This is a genomic window from Streptosporangium sp. NPDC050855, assembly GCF_044456585.1.
Taxonomy (GTDB): Bacteria; Actinomycetota; Actinomycetes; order Streptosporangiales; family Streptosporangiaceae; genus Streptosporangium; species Streptosporangium longisporum.
This window is the reverse complement of the sequence record NZ_JBITFY010000027.1, coordinates 483-19623: the sequence shown is the minus strand read 5'-3', so window position 1 is coordinate 19623 and position 19141 is coordinate 483. Positions and strand designations below refer to the sequence as shown.

Here is a 19141-nt window from a genome sequence, read left to right as displayed (position 1 = left end):
AGCTCAAGGAGATCGACCGGGGCGACGGGCCCCGGTCACCTCACCAGGTCCTTCCAGCGTTCCGTCCACTCGGCGTAGTCGGCGCACGTCCCGCCCCGGCCGCCGCAGTCCGGTGTCGGGCGGGAGGCGAACAGCACGTCGCGCAGCCCCCGGCCGTCGCGGACGCGGTAGACGTCGCATATCCGGCCGGCGCGCCCGCCGCACGCCTCCGGGTTGGCCGGGGCGAGCCCGGTCCAGGCCGCGGCCGAGCGCTGGGCCCGCTCCGAGCTCGTCCAGTCGAGCCACCGGTAGGCACAGTTCGGACTGGCCGACCGGGCCGAGATCATCCAGGAGTCGACCCACCCGGTCACCGGCCCTGCCTCCGCGGCCCTGATCTCCCGGCCCGCCCTGCGGAAGAGGTCCAGGTGGTAGGGAAGGGCCTGGGCGATCCGCACCGACCCGGACGACATGGCCCTGACCAGGTCGAGGGAGTCGTCCCAGTAGAGCCGGTCGGGGCCGTCGCCCCGGGCCAGCAGCGCGACGGCCGCGTCGAGCTGCGCCGGGGTGAGCTGGAACGGGTCGTCGATCTCGGGGTCGCCGCCCCGGCCGAGGGCGAGGGCGGCGTCGGCGATGCTCAGCGGGCTGTCGCGGATCGCCGCCGGAGCCCTCTCGTACAGCGCCGGGGACTTGCGCGTCCCCTCCCCCTCGTAGATCACCCGGTTGACCCCCCACAGGTAGGGGACGCCGTAGACCCGGCCGTCCTCGCGCAGGCCCGGCAGCTCGCGCAGGCGCTTGGGGATGTCCCGGTACGCCGTCACCAGGGAGGTGTCCAGCGGCGTGACCTTCTCCTCGGCCACCAGCAGCCCGGCCAGCTCGGGCGAGGGCGAGACCACGTCGTAGGTCCCGGCGGCGAACCTGGCGGCCATCTCCTCGGCGGTCCGGACCCGGTCGACCCGTACGACGCAGCCGCTCTCGCGCTCGAAGGGCGTGACCCAGTTGATCCGCGAGCCCGCACCGCCGAACTCGACGTGCCCCTGGAAGGTGAGCACCTGCAGGGCCCCCTCACCCTTGCCGATGGACGCCGACGGCGTGGGAGAGGCCGACGGAGCGGGAGAGGCGGGGGTCGCGGTGATCCCGGCGGAGGGCGTCACGGAGGGCACGGGGGTGGCGGTCACCGGGGAGGAGGACGTCGCGGCCGGCGACGGGTTCCCCACCGGCCGGACCGCGCTCACGGTCCCCGTCCCGGTCTGGGCGCACGCGGCGAGCAGCAGACCGCCCGCCCCCAGCAGCGCCGCACGACGCGCCCGGCCGAGCCTGTCCCCGCCCACGAGGTCTCCTCCCGACGTCCACCGACCTGCCCGGGAGCCTACCGGCCCTCCCCCGCCCCCCGCAGGCGCGCGTGCGCGGCCCCCGCCCGGGGCCGTCACCGGGCGGGGGCCGTACCGCGATCATCCGTCGCCGGGGGCCCGGCCGCGACCGTCCCGCCGGTCTACCCGTTGACGGGGAAGCCGAGGTTGACGCCGCCGTGGCTCGGGTCGAGCCAGCGGGAGGTGACGACCTTGCCGCGGGTGTAGAAGTGCACGCCCTCGGTGCCGTGCATGTGGGTGTCACCGAACAGGGAGGACTTCCAGCCCCCGAAGCTGTAGAAGGCCATCGGGACCGGGATCGGCACGTTGATGCCGATCATGCCGACCTCCACCTCGTTCTGGAAGCGCCGTGCCGCGCCGCCGTCGTTGGTGAAGACCGCGGTGCCGTTGCCGAACTCGCCGCCGTTGATCAGCGCCAGCCCCTCCTCGTACGAGGAGACGCGGACGATCGCCAGGACCGGGCCGAAGATCTCCTCGGTGTGCACCCGGGACCCGGCCGGGACGTGGTCCAGGACCGTGGGGCCGAGCCAGAAACCGGGGGTCTCCTCGGCGGCGGCGCCTCCCAGGACGGGCGTGCGGCGGCCGTCCACGACGAGCTTGGCGCCCTCGGAGACGCCCAGGTCGAGGTAGGAGACCACCTTGTCCCGGTGGGCCCCGGTGATCAGGGGTCCCATCTCGGAGGCCGGGTCGTCGCCGGGGCCGACGGTCAGCTCGGAGACCCGGGAGACGATCCGGTCGACCAGCTCGTCCCCGACCGGGTCGACGGCCAGCACCACGGAGATCGCCATGCAGCGCTCGCCCGCGGAGCCGAAGCCCGCCGACACCGCGGCGTCGGCGACCAGGTCGAGGTCGGCGTCGGGCAGGACCAGCATGTGGTTCTTGGCGCCGCCCAGCGCCTGGACGCGCTTGCCGTGCCGGGTACCGGTCTCGTAGACGTACCGGGCGATCGGGGTGGAGCCGACGAACGAGACCGCCTTGACGTCCGGGTGCTCCAGCAGCCGGTCCACCGCGACCTTGTCGCCCTGCACGACGTTGAACACGCCGTCGGGCAGCCCTGCCTCCTTCCAGAGCGCGGCCATCAGCAGCGACGCCGAGGGGTCCTTCTCCGAGGGCTTGAGGACGAAGGCGTTGCCCGCGGCGATCGCGATCGGGAACATCCACATCGGCACCATGGCCGGGAAGTTGAACGGGGTGATCCCGGCCACGACGCCCAGCGGCTGCCGGATCGAGTAGGAGTCGACCCGGGTGGAGACGCCCTCGGAGAAACCGCCCTTGAGCAGGTGCGGGATGCCGCAGGCGAACTCCACGACCTCCAGCCCCCGGGCGACCTCGCCCAGCGCGTCGGAGTGGACCTTGCCGTGCTCGGCGGAGACGAGCCGGGCCAGCTCGTCGCGGTTGGCGTGCACGAGCTCGCGGAAGCGGAACAGCACCTGCGCGCGCCTGACCAGCGAGGCGTCCCGCCAGGCGGGCCAGGCGGCGACGGCGGAGGCCACGGCCGCGTCGACCTCGGCCGGCGAGGCGAGGTGGACCCGTCCGGCGACCTGCCCGGTCGCGGGGTGGAAGACGTCCGCGGTACGGGTCCCGCCCCCGGCGCCCTCGGCGCCCTCGGCGGGGCCGCCGCCGATCCAGTGGGTGACGTTCCTCACGAGGCGACCTCCGCGTTGACGGTCTCGAGCGCGTTGACGATGATCCCGAGGCCCTCGGCGGCCTCGTCCAGGGTCAGGGTGAGCGGCGGGGCCATCCGGACCACGTTGCCGTACAGGCCGCCCTTGCCCGCCAGCAGGCCCGCCTTCTTCGTCTCCTCCATGAAGCGGGCGGCGAGCGCCGGGGCCGGTGCGCCGGTCGCCGGATCGACCAGGTCGAGGGCGAACATCAACCCCTTGCCGCGGACGTCGCCGACGATCGGCAGGCGCGGTGCCGCCTCGCGGAGCCCGTCGATGATCAGCGCGCCGGTCCTGGCCGCGTTCGCCTGAAGGTCGTGGTCGAGCACGTAGTCCAGCGTGGCGTTGGCGGCGGCCATCGAGAGCGGGTTTCCGCCGAAGGTGGAGAGCCCGACGGCGTGCAGGCCGTCCATCAGGTCGCCGCGGGCCACGACGCCGCCCACCGCGAAGCCGTTGCCCAGCCCCTTGGCGAAGGTCATCATGTCCGGCGTGACCCCGTGGTTCTGGATGCCGAAGAAGGCCGATCCGGTACGGCCCCAGCCGGTCTGCACCTCGTCGGAGATGAACAGGACGCCCTCGTCGGCGAGCACCTCCCGGTAGGCGGCGAACAGGCCGTCCGGGGGCATGGTGAAGCCGCCCACGCCCTGGACGGGCTCGGCGATCAGCGCGGCCACGTCGCCGCCGACCGCGGTGGAGAGCACGTGGCGCAGGTCCTCGACGCAGGCGGCGATGTAGTCGGCGTCGGACATTCCGCGGAACGGGGTCAGGTGCCGGTCGGCGCCGTGCAGGAAGTGCACGTTGAGCGGCGAGAGCGAGCTGTTCTTCCAGGCGCGGTTGCTCGTCACGCCGACCGCGCCGAAGGAGCGGCCGTGGTAGCTCTGGCGCATGGCGAGCACCTGGTCGGACCGGCGCGCGTAGGTCGCCAGCAGCAGCGCGGTCTCGTTGGCCTCGGTACCGGAGTTGGTGAAGAAGACCTTCGCGTCCGGGATGCCGGAGAGCCTGGCGATCTTCTCCGCCAGCTCGACCTGTCCGCGCATCAGGTAGAGCGTGGAGGTGTGCACGACCCCGGTGGCGAGCTGCCGCTCGACGGCCTCGCGCACCTCGGGCACGTCGTACCCGATCATGTTGGTCAGGATCCCGGCGAAGAAGTCGAGATAGCTCTTGCCCGACGCGTCGATGACCCGGTTGCCCTTGCCCCCGACGATCTCGATGGGGTCGTCGTAGTAGAGGGCGAGCCAGCTGGGCATTACCGCGCGATGACGCGCAAGGAGGTCCGACATGTATCGAGTATCGCCGGTCGGGCCCACCGCTCCTACCGTCAACGTGTCGGTATGTGCCGATCAAACCCGTCATGTTGTCAGCGATGGGACAGGTGGTGAGGACGGGTCCGCGGGCCGGGCCCGCACGGCTTGCGCCATGCGACGGATGCCGCAAGCCGCACGGGGGTCGGCGGAGGACCCCGCTCCTCGGTCCGGCCGCCCGCGCCCGGCGGGGGCCGACGAGACCAGCATCTCCCCCGCCCGCCGTCGAGGCAATCACGTACGCCGGACGAAAGGATCCGGGACGATCCACGACGCACGCCCCCGCGTGAGGGCGTCACGAAGGTTCCGGAGGGTTCCGGAGGCCGCAGAGGTCACGAAGGTCTCTGGATCGCGGAGATCTCGGAGGTGCCGAAGGTCGCAGAGGTCCGGCGGGCCCCCGAAGATCACCGGATCACGGGGACCACGGGGACCACGGGACCACGGGGATCGTCTCAGCCCTCCGTCCTCACCAGGTCCGCGTCCGCGCCCGGTCCCGCCGTCTTCGCGGGCGCGGGCCGCAGCACCAGGAAGGCCAGGGTGGCCGCGGCCAGGGTGAAGACGACGCCCACCCAGGAGCCGAGCGACATGGCCGAGACGAACGCCTCGCGCGCGGTGCCGATCACGCCGGGGTCGCCCAGGCGCATGGCCTCGCCGATCGACTCGCGGGCGGCGGCGGGCACGTCCGCGGGCATCGACGCGGTGTAGAAACCGGCGAGCACGCTGCCGAGCACGGCGATGCTCAGCGCCATGCCGACCTGCTGGACGGTGTCGTTCAGCGCGGACCCGACGCCGGCGTGCGCGGGCGGCACGGCGCCCATCAGCGTCGCGTAGGCCGCCGGGCCCGCCAGCCCGCCGCCGATCCCCATCAGCATGAGGCCGGCGATCAGCACGCCGTACCCGGTCTCGGCGGTCATGAAGGCGAACACGGCGAAGCCGCAGGCCATCACGGCGAGGCCCACGGCGACCAGCAGCCGGTTGCTGACCCTGGTCCCCAGACCGGCGCCCACCGCGTTGAACAGGGCGGCGGCCACCGCGTACGGCAGCAGCGCCAGACCGGCCCGCATGGGGCCGTAGCCCAGCACGAACTGCAGGTACTGGGTGAGCATCAGCAGCAGCGCGCCGGTGCCGAACGACATCAGCACGATCGAGAAGGACGCGCCGCTGAAGTTCCGGTCGCGGAACAGCTCCAGCGGGAGCATCGGGTGCTCGGTCCTGCGCTCCCAGATCACGAACGCGGTCAGCGCGACCACGGCCACGGCCGCCGCGACCAGCGTCTCCGTCGAGGTCCAGCCCGCGGACGGCGCCGAGATGACCACGTAGACCAGCGCGCCCATGCCGGCGGTCGACAGCAGCACGCCGGCCGGGTCCAGCCTTCTCGCCGGACCGCGCGACTCGGGCATCAGCAGCACGGCGGCGATGCCCGCGACGATCGCGACCGGCACGTTGAGCAGGAAGATCGAACCCCACCAGTAGTTCTCGAGCAGGAAGCCGCCGAGCGTCGGACCGGCGATCACGCCGACCATGGCCACCGCGCTCCACGCGGCGATCGCCTTGCGGCGCTCCTCCTCGTCGAAGACGGTGATCAGGATCGACAGTGTGCTCGGCATGAGGATGGAGCCGCCGACGCCCATCAGGGCCCGGGCGCCGATCAGGTGCCAGGGCTCGGTGACCAGCACGGCGAGCAGCGAGGCTCCGCCGAACAACGCGAGCCCGATGATCAGGAAACGTTTGCGGCCGTAGCGGTCGGAAAGGCTGCCCGAGGTGAGCAGCAGCCCGGCGAAGACCAGGACGTAGGCGTCGATGATCCATTGGATGTCGGCCGGGCTTGCGCCCAGGTCGACCATGAGGGCCGGGATGGCCAGGTTCAGGACGGTGTTGTCCACCACCAGGACCAGCAGGCTCAGGCAGAGCACCCCGAGGATCCACCAGCGCCTCGGGTCACGTTCGTCTCGTACAGTGTTCGATTCCACTCGCACACTGTACGACATAGTCGAACGGTGTACCACCGGATTTATGCTGGTCGTGTGAAAGAGCACTTCAGCTCCGTCTGGACGCGCGAGCCGCGTACCACCAAGAGCCCGGCGCTGGGCCGCGAGCAGATCGTGCGCGCGGCCATGACGCTGCTGGACTCCGAGGGTCCGGACGCGCTGAGCATGCGCCGCCTGGGCGCCAAACTCGGGTCCGGGGCCACCAGCATCTACTGGTACGTCGCCAACAAGGACGAGTTGCTGGAGCTGGTCCTCGACGAGGTCTACGGGGAGTTCGACGTCCCGGACGTCGACGAGACCAGCTGGCGCAACGTCGCGGCCTCCTTCGCCTACGGCATGCGCCAGGCGCTGATGCGCCACCCCTGGGTGATCAACCTGGTGGGGTGCACCCCCGCCCTCGGCCCCAACGCGATGCGGATGATGGGACGGCTGGTCGCCACCTTCGACCGGGCGGGATTCCGCGGCATGGACCAGGACTACGCGGCCTCGGCGCTGATGTCCTACGTCATCGGGGTCACCACCCCCGAGCTGTCCTGGCGGAACACGATGGAGCGGACCGGGCTCGACTCCAACGCGCTGAACGCGGCCATCCAGCCGGTGGTGGAGAAGGCCGCGGCCGACCACCCCGAGCTGGTCGCCCGGTACGCCGAGTTCAGGGGCATGGACGTCGACACCGCGAGGGCGCTCAACTTCGAGTTCGGCCTGACCTGCCTGCTCGACGGCCTGGAGGCCCGCCTGAGCCGGGCGGCCTCACGCCCGGTGGCCCCTCCGGCGCCACCACCCGCCCGTCCCCGTCACTCCTCCTGACGGTCCTGTGCGGCGAGCACGGCGTCACCGTGGGACTCGGCCCACCGGGACAGCATCTCGATGGGCTCCAGCAGGGTCCTGCCGAGGTCGGTGAGGTCGTACTCGACGCGGGGCGGGACCTCCGGGTAGGCGCGCCTGCCGACCAGGCCGTGCCCCTGGAGGCGGCGCAGGGTCTGGGTCAGCATCTTGGAGCTGATCCCCCCGATGAGGGCCTTGAGGTCGCCGTAGCGCCGCGGCCCCTTCCCCAGGGCGAAGACCACCACGACCGACCACGTGTCCGCGACGACGTCGACCGCGAGCCGGGCCGGGCAGTCGGCGAGGAACACGTCCCCGGGCCGGTCGAAGTCCGCCACCTGCCGCTCCCCCCGTCCGGCGTCCCCGACAGGAACCTGCGGGTAACCATCGGATCCGTACCGTGAGTACCGATCGGCGACGGGCCTCGTGAGACCCGGGCGCGCCCGAGGGCACATCACGCGCGTCCGTACCCGCCCGTCGCCGCCGGTGACCATTGTGCCAATGACGGAGGAAGAGCATGAGAATCGGCGTTCTGGGTGCCGGGCTGATGAGCGGCGCGCTGGCCACCCGCTGGGCCGGGGCGGGGCACGAGGTCCTCGTCGCCGGGCGGACGCCCGAACGGGCCGCCCGCCTGGCAGGCAGGATCGGCGCGGGTGCCCGGCACGGCACCCTGCGGGAGGCGGCCGCCTTCGGCGACGTCGTGCTGGTGGCGATCCGCCACGAGGGCGTGCTGTCCACGCTGCGGGACGCGGGGGCCGACGAGGGAGCCTTCCGGGGAAAGACGATCATCGACTGCAACAACCCGGTGGAGGTCGGGGACTTCACCCTGGTGACGCCCCCCGGCACATCGCTCGCCGAGCGGATCCAGGATCTCGCGGTGGGCTCGAACGTCGTCAAGGCCTTCAACCTCTGCCAGGCCGGGGTGTGGGGGATGACGCCCCCGGTGTTCGACGGCCGGCCACTGGCCGTCCCCTTCGCCGGCGACGACGCCGCCTCCAACGCCCACGCGAGGACCCTGATCACCGGCCTCGGCTGCGCGCCCGTGGAGATCGGGGCGCTGCACCGCGCCCGCCATCTCGAGGCGATGGCCGCGATCGTCATCGGCCTGCTGCACGGCGGGGCCGACCCGCACACCGTGTTCAACCTGATCACGCCCGTCGCGGCCTGACCGTCCGGACGGCGCGCGTGCGGGACCCGTGCGGTGTCCGTGCGGTGCCTGTGCGGTGTCCGTGCGGTGCCCGGCCCGCGGAGCGCGGATGACGCGGCGCGGCGAGCGACGCGACGTCGTCACCCGCGCGCAGCCCCGCCGCCCCCGCGTCACCCGGATGCCGGTCCGGCCGCCTCCGCGTCACCCGCGCGCCGGTCCGGCCGCCTCCGCGTACCGGGCGGCCAGGGTCCGCAGCAGGACGCGCAGCTCGGGCGGGTCCAGGACGGTGAAGGGGACGTCCAGGCTGCCGAGGAAGGCCGCCAGGTCGTCCAACGAGTCGGCGCCCGTCTCCAGCAGGCAGCCTCCCCCACCGGCGGCACCGGCGGCACCGGCGGCACCGTCGTCGGCGCGCAGCAGCCCGGCGGCCGGGGTGAGCCGTTCGGAGATCACCTCCAGGGGGGCGTGCAGCCGGACACGGGCCGGGTACCGCAACGCCGCCGACCCCGCCCCGCGCAGCACGTGCGCGGCGGCGTCACCGTCCGGCAGGGGACGCGGGGCGAACCGGGGGCCGTTCGGGGTGCGGGGCCGGACACGGTCGGCGCGGAACGTCCGCCAGTCGCCGCGCTCGTCGTCCCAGGCCAGCAGGTACCAGCGCCGCCCGGTGTGGACCAGGCGGTGCGGCTCGACCGTGCGGACGCTCTCCTCGCCGTCGTGGCCGCGGTAGTCGAAACGCAACCGCTCCCGATCCCGTACGGCGGCGGCGATCACCGCGAGCGTCCCGGCGTCCACGGTGGGGACGCGGCCCGGCACCGACAGCGTCGCCTCGCGCAGCGCGTCGATCCGGCGGCGCAACCGGGACGGCAGCAGCTGCCGCAGCTTGGTCAGCGCCCGCAGCGAGGTCTCCTCGATGCCGGTCACGGTGCCACCGGCCGCCGCGTGCAGGCTGACGGCCACCGCGACCGCCTCCTCGTCGTCGAGGATCAGCGGCGGCAGGGCCTTGCCCGCTCCCAGCCGGTACCCGCCGGCCGTACCGGTCGTGGAGTGGATCTCGTAGCCGAGGATGCGCAGGCGTTCGACGTCGTTGCGGACCGTCCTGGTGGTGACGCCGAGCCGGTCCGCCAGCTCGGCGCCGGACCAGCCCGGACGCGCCTGGAGCAACGACAGCAGCCGCAGGAGCCGGACCGAGGTTTCCAACATCCGCCCAGTCTCCCAGCCCTTGAGGAACCGCAGCTTCCTCAAGGGCTCGTAACGTCCCGGATGTACGGCGAGAGCCGCCGTCGAGGAGGGGACACGACATGCTCCGAGGATTCGCCACCGTCGGCTTCTACGCCGACGACGTGGTCGCGGCGCGGGCCTGGTACGCCGAGCTGCTCGGCGTCGAGGCGTACTACGAGATGGCCGGGCCGGACGGCGTGCCCGCGTACGTGGAGTTCCGCGTCGGCGACTACCGGCACGAGCTGGGCATCATCGACCGCCGTTACGCGCCGGGAGGGCCCTTCACCGGTCCCGGCGGGGCCGTCGTCTTCTGGCACGTGGACGACCTGGCGGCGACGGTCGAGCGGCTGCTGCGGATGGGGGCCGTGGAGTACGAACCGATCACCGAGCGGGAGGCGGGCTTCGCCACCGCCTCGGTGACGGACCCGTTCGGGAACGTGCTCGGCGTCATGTACAACCCCCACTACCTGGAGGTCCTGCGCTCGTTCCGGCCCGCCTGAGACGGGCCGAGACGGGCCGAGACGGCGGAGCCGGTCGGTCACCGGCTCCCCCGGCCTCGCCGCCCGGGTCCCGGACCCCGATCCCGGGACCCGGGCGGCGCCGACGGGTCGTCCCGTCCTGCGGCCGTCCGGGACGGGTCAGATCTCCAGCCACCGCTGGATGCGGCGGAGCAGCTCCTGGGCGTCGACGGGCTTGGTGACGTAGTCGCTGGCGCCCGCCTGCAGGGTCTTCTCCCGGTCGCCCTGCATGGCCTTGGCGGTCACCGCGATGATCGGCAGGTCCGCGAAGTCGGCCATCTTGCGGATGGCCGCGGTCGCGGCGTAGCCGTCCATCTCCGGCATCATGATGTCCATCAGGACCAGGTCGATGTCCTCGTTGCGCGACAGGATCTCGATGCCCTTGCGGCCGTTCTCCGCGTACAGGACCTGCATGCCGTGCAGTTCCAGGATGTTGGTCAGCGCGAAGACGTTGCGGACGTCGTCGTCGATGACCAGGACCTTCCTGTCCACCAGCACCGTGTCCACCTGCTCCACCGGCTGGGGCCGCTCGTCGGGGCTGGGCTGCACCAGGGGCAGCACGTCACCCGGCTCGGGCGCCGACAGGTGCAGGGTGATGCGCTCGCGCAGCTCGTCCAGGCTGGGCAGGCGCTCCAGCGGCTGGGTGTTGGACCGGCCCTTGAGCAGGTTCTCCTGCGGCCGGGTGAGCGTGCGGGTGTGGTGGGCGAGCACCGGCAGCTCGCGCAGGACCGGATCGTCGTCCAGCATGCGCAGGAAGTCGGCCGCCGCGTCCTGGCGCATGCCCAGGTCCAGCACGATGCAGTGGTGGGTGTCGGTGTTCAGCATCTCCATCGCGGCGACGGGGTCGTTGGCCGCGGAGACCTGCACCGGCCCGTGCGTCTCGGGCAGGTCGGCCACGACGCTCTCGGCGAGCTGGGACAGCAGCCCGTTGGGCCGCGACTCCAGGACCAGCAGGCGCCGCCCCTCGGTGACGGGGAACCGCTCCACCACCGGGGCCGGCACCGCCACGGGCTCGGCGACGGCCGCGATGACCGTCCCCCGGCCGGCCGCCTGACCGGTGCCGCCGGGGGTGAGCTCGGCGATCGGCAGGCAGAGGCTGAAGGTGCTGCCGGCCCCCAGCGTGCTGACCGCGCGGATCTCGCCGTTGAAGAGCGCGGCGATCTCCCGGCTGATGGACAGTCCCAGCCCGGTGCCGCCGTACTTGCGGCTGGTGGTGCCGTCGGCCTGCTGGAAGGCGTCGAAGATCTGCGAGAGGTTCTCCTCGGCGATGCCGATGCCGGTGTCCACCACCCGGAAGGCGAGCGCCTCCTGGTCGGGCACCCCGGCCAGCTCCATCGGCCCCACCCGCTCGATGCGCAGCTCGACCGAGCCCCGCTCGGTGAACTTCACCGCGTTGGAGAGCAGGTTGCGCAGCACCTGCCGGAGCCGCTGCTCGTCCATCAGCAGCTCCTCGGGGACGTCGGGGGAGACCACGACGTCGAACCGGAGCCCCTTCTCGGTGGTCAGCGGGCGGAAGGTCGCCTCGACGTAGTCCAGCAGCTGCCGCAGCGGCAGCGGTTCGAGGCTGATGTTCATCTTGCCCGCCTCGATCTTCGACAGGTCGAGGATGTCGTTGATCAGCTGGAGCAGGTCGGTGCCGGCCGAGTGGATGACGTTGGCGTACTCCACCTGCTTGGCGGTGAGGTTGCGCGCCGGGTTCTGCGCCAGCAGCTGGGCCAGGATGAGCAGCGAGTTGAGCGGGGTGCGCAGCTCGTGGCTCATGTTGGCCAGGAACTCGCTCTTGTACTTGGAGGCCAGCGCGAGCTGCTTGGCACGGTCCTCCAGCTCCTGGCGGGCCTGCTCGATCTCGCTGTTCTTGGTCTCGATGTCGTGGTTCTGCCGGGCCAGCAGCTCGGCCTTCTCCTCCAGCTCGGCGTTGGAGCGCTGCAGCTCCTCCTGCCCGACCTGCAGCTCGGTCGCCAGCCGCTGCGACTCGGTGAGCAGCGCGTCGGTACGGGCGTTGGCGACGATGGTGTTGACGTTGACGCCGATGGTCTCCACCAGCTGCTCCAGGAAGGCCCGGTGCACCTGGGTGAAGCGGTTGAGGCTGGCCAGCTCGATCACGCCGAGCACCTGGTCCTCGACGATGATCGGCAGCACGATCAGGTTGACCGGGTCGGCCGCCCCCAGGCTGGAGGAGATGGTGAGGTAGCCGGGGGCGATGTCCTCGACCAGGATGGGCCGCTTGGCGACCGCGGCCTGCCCCACCAGGGAGTCGCCGAAGAAGTGCCTGCGGGCGGTGTCCCGGTGCCCGTAGGAGCCGACGACCCGCAGCTGCGAGCCGTCCGGCTTCTCCTCGGCCAGCAGGAACGTCCCGTGCTGGGCGTAGACCAGCGGCGCCAGCTCGTTCATCACCAGCTCGGCCACGACCGCGAGGTCGCGGTGTCCCTGCATCAGGCCGGAGATGCGGGCCAGGTTCGACTTGAGCCAGTCCTGCTCCTGGTTGGCCAGGGTGGTCTCGCGGAGCGACTTCACCATGGAGTTGATGTTGTCCTTGAGCTCGGCCACCTCGCCCGAGGCGTCGACGGTGATCGACCGGGTCAGGTCGCCCGAGGTCACCGCGCTGGTCACCTCGGCGATGGCCCGCACCTGGCGGGTCAGGTTGCCGGCCAGCTCGTTGACGTTCTCGGTCAGCCGCTTCCAGGTGCCCGAGACGCCCTCGACCTCGGCCTGGCCGCCCAGCCGTCCCTCGCTGCCGACCTCGCGCGCCACCCGGGTGACCTCGGCGGCGAACGACGACAGCTGGTCCACCATCGTGTTGATGGTGGTCTTGAGCTCCAGGATCTCGCCCCGGGCGTCCACGTCGATCTTCTTGGTCAGGTCGCCCTGCGCGACCGCCGTGGTGACCTGCGCGATGTTGCGCACCTGGTTGGTCAGGTTGTTGGCCATCGAGTTGACGTTGTCGGTGAGGTCCTTCCAGGTGCCCGCCACGTTGGGCACGCGCGCCTGACCGCCCAGCTCGCCCTCGGTGCCCACCTCGCGCGCCACCCGGGTCACCTCGTCGGCGAACGCGCTCAGCGTGTCGACCATGGTGTTGATGGTCTGGGCGAGCGCGGCGACCTCGCCCTTGGCCTCCACGGTGATCTTCTGCGACAGGTCGCCCCGGGCCACGGCCGTGGTGACCTGCGCGATGCTGCGCACCTGGCTGGTCAGGTTGTTGGCCATCGAGTTGACGTTGTCGGTGAGGTCCTTCCAGGTGCCCGAGACCCCCCGCACGGTGGCCTGGCCGCCGAGGTTGCCCTCGGTGCCCACCTCGCGCGCCACCCGGGTGACCTCGTCGGCGAAGGCCGAGAGCTGGTCGACCATCGTGTTGATGGTCTCCTTCAGCTCCATGATCTCGCCCCGGGCGTCCACCCGGATCTTCTGCGACAGGTCGCCCTTGGCCACGGCCGTGGTGACCTGCGCGATGCTGCGCACCTGGGCGGTGAGGTTGTCGGCCATGACGTTCACCGACTCGGTCAACGCCTTCCAGGTGCCCGAGACGCCCTTGACGTCGGCCTGGCCGCCCAGCCGTCCGTCGGTGCCCACCTCGCGCGCGACCCTGGTGACCTCGTCGGCGAACGACGACAGCTGGTCCACCATCGTGTTCAGCGTGTTCTTCAGCTCCAGGATCTCGCCCCGCGCCGAGACCGTGATCTTCTGCGACAGGTCGCCGCGGGCGACGGCGGTGGCCACCTGCGAGATGTTGCGGACCTGGTCGGTGAGGTTGCCCGCCATGTAGTTGACCGAGTCGGTGAGGTCGCGCCAGGTGCCCGAGACGCCCTTGACGTCGGCCTGGCCGCCCAGCCGTCCGTCGGTGCCCACCTCGCGGGCCACCCTGGTGACCTCGTCGGCGAACGACGACAGCTGGTCCACCATCGTGTTGATGGTGTTCTTCAGCTCCAGGATCTCGCCCCGGGCGTCCACGGTGATCTTCTGCGACAGGTCGCCCTTGGCGACGGCCGTGGTGACCTGCGCGATGCTGCGCACCTGGTCGGTCAGGTTGCCCGCCATGAAGTTGACCGAGTCGGTGAGGTCGCGCCAGGTGCCGGCGACCCCGGTCACCTCGGCCTGACCGCCCAGCCTGCCCTCGGTGCCCACCTCGCGCGCGACCCTGGTGACCTCGTCGGCGAACGACGACAGCTGGTCCACCATCGTGTTCAGCGTGTTCTTCAGCTCCAGGATCTCACCGCGGACGTCCACGGTGATCTTCTGCGACAGGTCGCCGGTGGCCACCGCCGTGGCGACCTGCGCGATGTCGCGCACCTGGTCGGTGAGGTTGCCCGCCATGGCGTTCACCGAGTCGGTGAGGTCCTTCCAGGTGCCCGAGACGCCCGGCACCTCGGCCTGACCGCCCAGCTGTCCCTCGGTGCCCACCTCGCGGGCCACCCGGGTCACCTCGGAGGTGAACAGGGAGAGCTGGTCCACCATGCCGTTGAACACGGTGGCGATCTCCTGCAGCAGCCCGTCACCGTCCTCGGGCAGGTGGGTGCCGAAGTCACCGTCGCGCACCGCCGTCAGCCCGGCCAGGAGCTGGCGGAGATCGAGCTCTTCCACCCCCGCCGCGCCCGTGACGGCCTTGCCCCGTCCCGCGCCGGCCGTCTCAACCATGTTCACATCGCGCCTCTCGGCCAGAAAAAGGTGAGGTAATCCTATGGCCATGGGCCCGGAACGCTCCTGGGCGGCCCGGCCGCGTCCCGCCGCCTCGGCGGGCCACAGGGGTCCCGGCCGGGGCGGCACCCGAGCCGCCTGGCGCGAGGCCGCGGGCCGCCGCGGGAGGGGGAGAAGGCTTCTGGACACCCTGTAAGGCGGGGTCAGCCCGCACTTACATGTTGATCGGATACGCTCGACGGGTGCTCCCTACCGTCGCCGACGTCCTCGCCCTGGACACCGTCCGCCGGGGCGATCCGCGGGTGGTGGCGGGGACCGACCGGCTGGACAGCCGGGTGCGCTGGGTGCACGTGGGCGAGGTGACCGACATCGCGCACCTGCTGCGCGGCGGCGAGCTGGTGCTCACCACCGGCATAGCCCTGCCCGACGATCCGGTCAGGCTGACCGAGTACATCGCCGAACTGGTCGCGGTGGGCGCCTCGGGCCTGATCGTGGAGCTGGGCCGCAAGTTCATCGGGGAGCTGCCCCGCGCCGTGGTCGCCGCCGCCGAGGAACGCGGCCTGCCCCTGATCACCCTGGCCAGGGAGACGCCGTTCGTGCAGATCACCGAGTCCGTGCACGCCCGGATCATCGACGTCCAGCTGGAGGAGCTGCGCGCCTCCGAGCAGCTGCACGAGGTCTTCACCCAGCTCTCGGTCGAGGGCGCCTCCCCGGCGAAGGTGCTCGGCCAGGTCGCCCGGCTCTCCGGCCACCCTGCCCTGCTGGAGAACCTCACCCACCAGGTCCTGGCGTGCGAGACCGCGGGACGCGACCCCGGAACCCTGCTCGCCGGGTGGGAGAGCCGCTCCCGCACCGTCTCCCCCGGCGCGCGCACCGCCTACGACGCCGCCTCCGGCTGGCTGGTGACGATGGTGGGCGCCCGGGGCCAGGACTGGGGACGGCTGATCCTGCTCTGCGACGCCGAGCCCGGCCCGCGCGACATCGTGCTCGCCGAGCGCGCCGCGACCACCCTCGCCCTGAGCCGCCTGCTGGAGCGCCACCAGGAGTCCCTGGAACGCCGCGCGCACGGCACGATCATCACCGGCATCCTGACCCACGCGTACGCCGACCCCGAGGAGGCCGCGGCCCGCGCCCGCGCGGTCGGCGTCCCGCTCACCGGCCGCAACCTCGTCAGCGCGGTGCTCCGCCTGACCGAACCGGCCGACGGCCCGCTGAACGGCCAGGAACAGCTGGCCCGGCTCGGCGAGCTGGCCGACGCGGCCGCGGCCGCCTGCCGCGAGGCCCGCCTGCCCGCGCTGATCGGCGCCCTGGACCAGAACCGGGTCGGCCTGCTGCTCCCGCTGCCGCCGCGCGTCCCCGCCGAGTCCGCGCTGACGACGCTGTCCGAGAAGCTGGGCGCGGCCTTCACGCCCCCCTTCGTGCTCGCCGCGGGCTCCGTGGTCGAGTCGGTACGCGACGTGCGGCGCAGTTTCCTGGAGGCCGAACAGGTCGCCGACGTGGCCGTCGGGCGGCCCGACGGGCGCGCCTTCTACCGGCTGCCCGACCTCCGGCTGAGAGGACTGCTCCACCTGCTCCGCGACGACGCCCGGCTGCAGACCTTCGCCGAGCGCGAGCTCGGCCCCCTGCTCGCCCACGACGCCCAGCGCGGCGGCGACCTCGCCGGGATCCTCCGCGTGTACCTCGACGCGGGCCGCAACAAGGCCGTCGCGGCGCAGCGGGCCCACCTGTCACGGCCCGCCTTCTACGACCGCCTCCGCAGGTTGGAGCGCGTCCTCGACACCGATCTGGACGATGTCGAGTCCTGTCTCTCCCTCCATGTCGCCCTGCTGGCACTGGAGTCCATCCGGAGAGACGATCCCCGCCCCTGAAAGGTCCCCATGCCCGAGATCTTCGTTCCCGAGGCCGCCGATCTGGCCCGGATGCTCACCGCCGCCGGGGCGTTCTCCGTACCGGCCGGCGACGTACGGCTCTCCCCCGACGAGCTGGAGCCCGGCCAGGTCCTGGCGGGCTCCCCGCGGCTCTCCTCGATCGAGCTGTGGTCCTCACCCGACGGGAGGCAGAGCCGGGGCATCCGTGAGCTCACCGTGGGCACCGTGATCGACGTGGAACGTGACAATCTCGTGGTGGTCCTCGCCGGACGCGCCACCCTGGAGGTCGACGGCGGCGCCGTCCTGGAGCTCGTCCCGGGGTCGGTCTGCCTGCTCGCCGAGGGGGCCAAGACCGTCTGGATCGTCCACGAGACCCTGCGCGTGGTGTACCACCGCGTGAACTGACGCGGGTCTGCCGGGTCTGCCTGGCCTGGCGGGTCTGCCTGGATCTGCCCGGCCTGCCGGGCACCGTGTCCGGCACGGCGCCGGACACGGTGTCCGGCGCCGTGTTCACGCCGGTGTCCTCGGTGCCTTCGCACCCCGGGTCCCGGGAGTGCCCGCCGTGCCGTGCGCCGGTTCCCGCGCGGCGTCGTCCACGCAGACGTGGAGATCCCAGCGGCGCGGGCGTGTCAGGACCGCGCCGAGGATGAGCCCGAGGACCAGGCTCGCGATGATCACGATGAGAATGCTCAGCCCCATGACGGCTGCCTCTCGGAAGATGTGCCGCTCGCTCTGAGGAAATGCGGCCTACCGCACCGTAGCGCCGCATTCTCCCGCCCGCGGTGAAACGACCGAGGGCTAATCCTTATTGACCAGGGGATCCGTCCGGCCCGTTCCGTGAGGACCCGCCCGTTCGGCGCGTCCGTGACCAGGGTGATCCGGCACACTTTCTCGTGATGTTTAGCGTGTTTCGCTCCCCTTAACCCGTAAATCTCGGCACGATGGTGCACGAAGTCGGAGACCAATGGGGAGAGATATACATGTCGCGACGTCTTGTCGCCGGATTCACGGTGCTGGCGCTCACGGCCACGGCGATTCCCGCCGCGGCCGAGCAGGTGAGTTCGGGGTTTCCCTCCTCGGCTTTTCCCCTGGGTGTGAGCACGGCCACGGCGAAGAAGGAATACAGTGTGGCACGGGGAATTACCCTTTTTAGTGTGAAACACGGCAAATCCACCCAAGGATGGACAGTCTCCGCACTTATGCCTAATGGGCACGATAGTGGTCGCCTTGACACCGCCCAGACGGTGGCCGAGGCGGTGGAGGCCGCCGGGTTCACCCCCAGCATCCTGAAGATCGTGCAGCCCGCCGCCTCGGACGCTCCCGCCGTGGAGCGATACATGGTGCGGATCGGCCTGTGGTCGTTCGGCCAGCGCGCCAAGGCCGACAAGACGGTGAAGGAGCTCAAGGAGCAGGGCATCCGGGCCAAGACCGACTACCTCGGGGACGACGGCGCCGAGACCACCGGCCCCTGGGACATGCGCGTACTGATGGTCGACCCCAGGAGGTTCCGGGGCTCGTACAGGACCAGCGTCGGCAAGAGCGTGGCCAAGCGCGAGACCACCAGCTCGATGTCGAAGCTGAACGGTGCCATCGCCGGGGTCAACGGCGGCTTCTTCAACATCCACACGGCCAAGGCACTCCAGGGCGACCCTGTCGGCGTCTCCGTGGTGGGCGGCCAGCTGCTCAGCGAGGCCGTCCCCGGACGGAGCGCACTGGTCATCACCGAGGGCCGCAAGGCACGGATCACCGAGCTGGAGACCGTCGTCACCGCGGTCTCCTCGGACGGCACCAAGACACAGGTCAAGGGCATCAACCGGGCCGCCGGACCCGAGGAGCTGGTCCTCTACACCGAGGAGTTCGGCGGCAAGACGGCGGCCGACGGCGGCATCGAGGCCGTCATCGACTCCCAGGGCATGGTCGTCAAGCTCCGACAGGCCGGCGGCATCGTCGCGCGGGGCACGTCCGTCCTGCACGGCACCGGTCTCATGGCCGTCTGGCTCCAGGAGCACGCCGTGGGCACCGGGATGAAGGTGGACACCAAGGTGATCGACATGCGGACGCGCCGGGCCGTCCCCCTCACCCCCACGACCTATGCCATGGGTGGCGGGGTGGGACTGGTCAGGAACGGCCGGGTACGGATCACCGCCGCGGCCGACGGGCACGCCTCGGTCAACATGATGCTCCGGCGCCACCCGCGCACGATGGTGGGCGTCAGCAAGTCCGGAGGGCTGATCCTGGCCACGGTCGACGGACGCAACCCCGGAGTCTCGGTGGGCGCCTCCATGGTGGAGGGAGCCCACCTGATGCGCTGGCTGGGCGCCAGGCAGGCCATCAACCTCGACGGCGGCGGATCCAGCGTGATGGTGGTCGGGCACAAGGCCGTCAACCGCCCCTCGGACGGCGCGGAGCGCACCGTGGGCGACGGTCTCTTCATCACGCCCTGACGCTTCGCGAGACTCTGACGTTCTGAGGAAACTTTGATGTTCTGAGGAAGCTCTGATCGTCTGAGGAAGAGGGGTTCACGCGATCACGGGGCGGGGGGGGGGGGGGGGGCCCCCCCCCACCCCCCCCCCGGGGGGGGGGCGGGGGGGGGGGGGGGGGGGGGGCCTTATAAGAACAGGGTGGTGTTTGTGGTGGTTTTGGTGC

The 19141-nt window shown here is 71.7% G+C and carries 14 protein-coding genes; 6 read left to right on the top strand and 8 right to left on the bottom strand.

All coding sequences use genetic code 11. The features are described from left to right. Window positions 1-35: 35 nt before the first annotated feature. The 4 genes from ACIBCT_RS36300 to ACIBCT_RS36285 form a co-directional block, all read right to left on the bottom strand. Complete coding sequence (locus tag ACIBCT_RS36300; RefSeq protein WP_399196530.1) at window positions 36-1307, bottom strand: extracellular solute-binding protein; 1272 nt, start codon at window positions 1305-1307, stop codon at window positions 36-38. A 161-nt stretch (window positions 1308-1468) separates the two neighbouring features. After that, complete coding sequence (locus ACIBCT_RS36295) at window positions 1469-2992, bottom strand: CoA-acylating methylmalonate-semialdehyde dehydrogenase (protein ID WP_399196529.1); 1524 nt, start codon at window positions 2990-2992, stop codon at window positions 1469-1471. Beyond that, complete coding sequence (locus tag ACIBCT_RS36290) at window positions 2989-4287, bottom strand: aspartate aminotransferase family protein (protein WP_399196528.1); 1299 nt, start codon at window positions 4285-4287, stop codon at window positions 2989-2991. The genes ACIBCT_RS36295 and ACIBCT_RS36290 overlap by 4 nt, the downstream gene beginning before the upstream one ends. Window positions 4288-4760: 473 nt before the next feature. Continuing rightward, entirely contained in the window at window positions 4761-6278 is a 1518-nt protein-coding gene (locus tag ACIBCT_RS36285) for an MFS transporter (protein WP_399196527.1), read from the bottom strand. Between the two features lie 54 nt (window positions 6279-6332). Here ACIBCT_RS36285 and ACIBCT_RS36280 point away from each other — a divergent pair, with 54 nt between their 5' ends. Further along, the gene (locus ACIBCT_RS36280) at window positions 6333-7103 is read left to right on the top strand and encodes a TetR/AcrR family transcriptional regulator (protein WP_399196526.1); all 771 of its coding nucleotides are present in this window, start codon (window positions 6333-6335) and stop codon (window positions 7101-7103) included. On the opposite strand, the gene ACIBCT_RS36275 is transcribed toward ACIBCT_RS36280, so the two are convergent. Continuing rightward, window positions 7091-7456: a winged helix-turn-helix transcriptional regulator gene (locus ACIBCT_RS36275; RefSeq protein WP_399196524.1), complete on the bottom strand. Its 366-nt coding sequence runs from the start codon at window positions 7454-7456 to the stop codon at window positions 7091-7093. The genes ACIBCT_RS36280 and ACIBCT_RS36275 overlap by 13 nt on opposite strands. Before the next feature lie 179 nt (window positions 7457-7635). Between ACIBCT_RS36275 and ACIBCT_RS36270 the strand changes: the two genes are divergently transcribed. Beyond that, on the top strand, window positions 7636-8286 hold the full coding sequence (locus ACIBCT_RS36270; protein ID WP_399196523.1) for an NADPH-dependent F420 reductase: 651 nt from the start codon (window positions 7636-7638) through the stop codon (window positions 8284-8286). 180 nt (window positions 8287-8466) lie between these two features. Here ACIBCT_RS36270 and ACIBCT_RS36265 read toward each other — a convergent pair whose 3' ends face one another. Then, window positions 8467-9462 (bottom strand): helix-turn-helix transcriptional regulator, encoded by a 996-nt coding sequence (locus tag ACIBCT_RS36265; protein ID WP_399196522.1) that lies wholly within the window; start codon window positions 9460-9462, stop codon window positions 8467-8469. Window positions 9463-9560: 98 nt separating this feature from the next. Between ACIBCT_RS36265 and ACIBCT_RS36260 the strand changes: the two genes are divergently transcribed. Then, the gene (locus ACIBCT_RS36260) at window positions 9561-9980 is read left to right on the top strand and encodes a VOC family protein (RefSeq protein ID WP_399196521.1); all 420 of its coding nucleotides are present in this window, start codon (window positions 9561-9563) and stop codon (window positions 9978-9980) included. A 138-nt stretch (window positions 9981-10118) separates the two neighbouring features. On the opposite strand, the gene ACIBCT_RS36255 is transcribed toward ACIBCT_RS36260, so the two are convergent. Next, entirely contained in the window at window positions 10119-14627 is a 4509-nt protein-coding gene (locus ACIBCT_RS36255; protein ID WP_399196520.1) for a HAMP domain-containing protein, read from the bottom strand. A 242-nt stretch (window positions 14628-14869) separates the two neighbouring features. On the opposite strand from ACIBCT_RS36255, the gene ACIBCT_RS36250 reads away from it, so the two are divergent. Further along, complete coding sequence (locus tag ACIBCT_RS36250; RefSeq protein WP_399196519.1) at window positions 14870-16495, top strand: PucR family transcriptional regulator; 1626 nt, start codon at window positions 14870-14872, stop codon at window positions 16493-16495. Between the two features lie 9 nt (window positions 16496-16504). Then, window positions 16505-16900, top strand: coding sequence for a cupin domain-containing protein (locus ACIBCT_RS36245; protein ID WP_399196518.1), 396 nt, complete (start codon window positions 16505-16507; stop codon window positions 16898-16900). A gap of 105 nt (window positions 16901-17005) precedes the next feature. On the opposite strand, the gene ACIBCT_RS36240 is transcribed toward ACIBCT_RS36245, so the two are convergent. Further along, a complete protein-coding gene (locus ACIBCT_RS36240) occupies window positions 17006-17194 on the bottom strand; it encodes a hypothetical protein (RefSeq protein ID WP_399196517.1) in 189 nt (62 codons plus the stop codon). Between the two features lie 545 nt (window positions 17195-17739). On the opposite strand from ACIBCT_RS36240, the gene ACIBCT_RS36235 reads away from it, so the two are divergent. Beyond that, window positions 17740-18939 (top strand): phosphodiester glycosidase family protein, encoded by a 1200-nt coding sequence (locus ACIBCT_RS36235; RefSeq protein ID WP_399196515.1) that lies wholly within the window; start codon window positions 17740-17742, stop codon window positions 18937-18939. Window positions 18940-19141 lie beyond the last annotated feature (202 nt).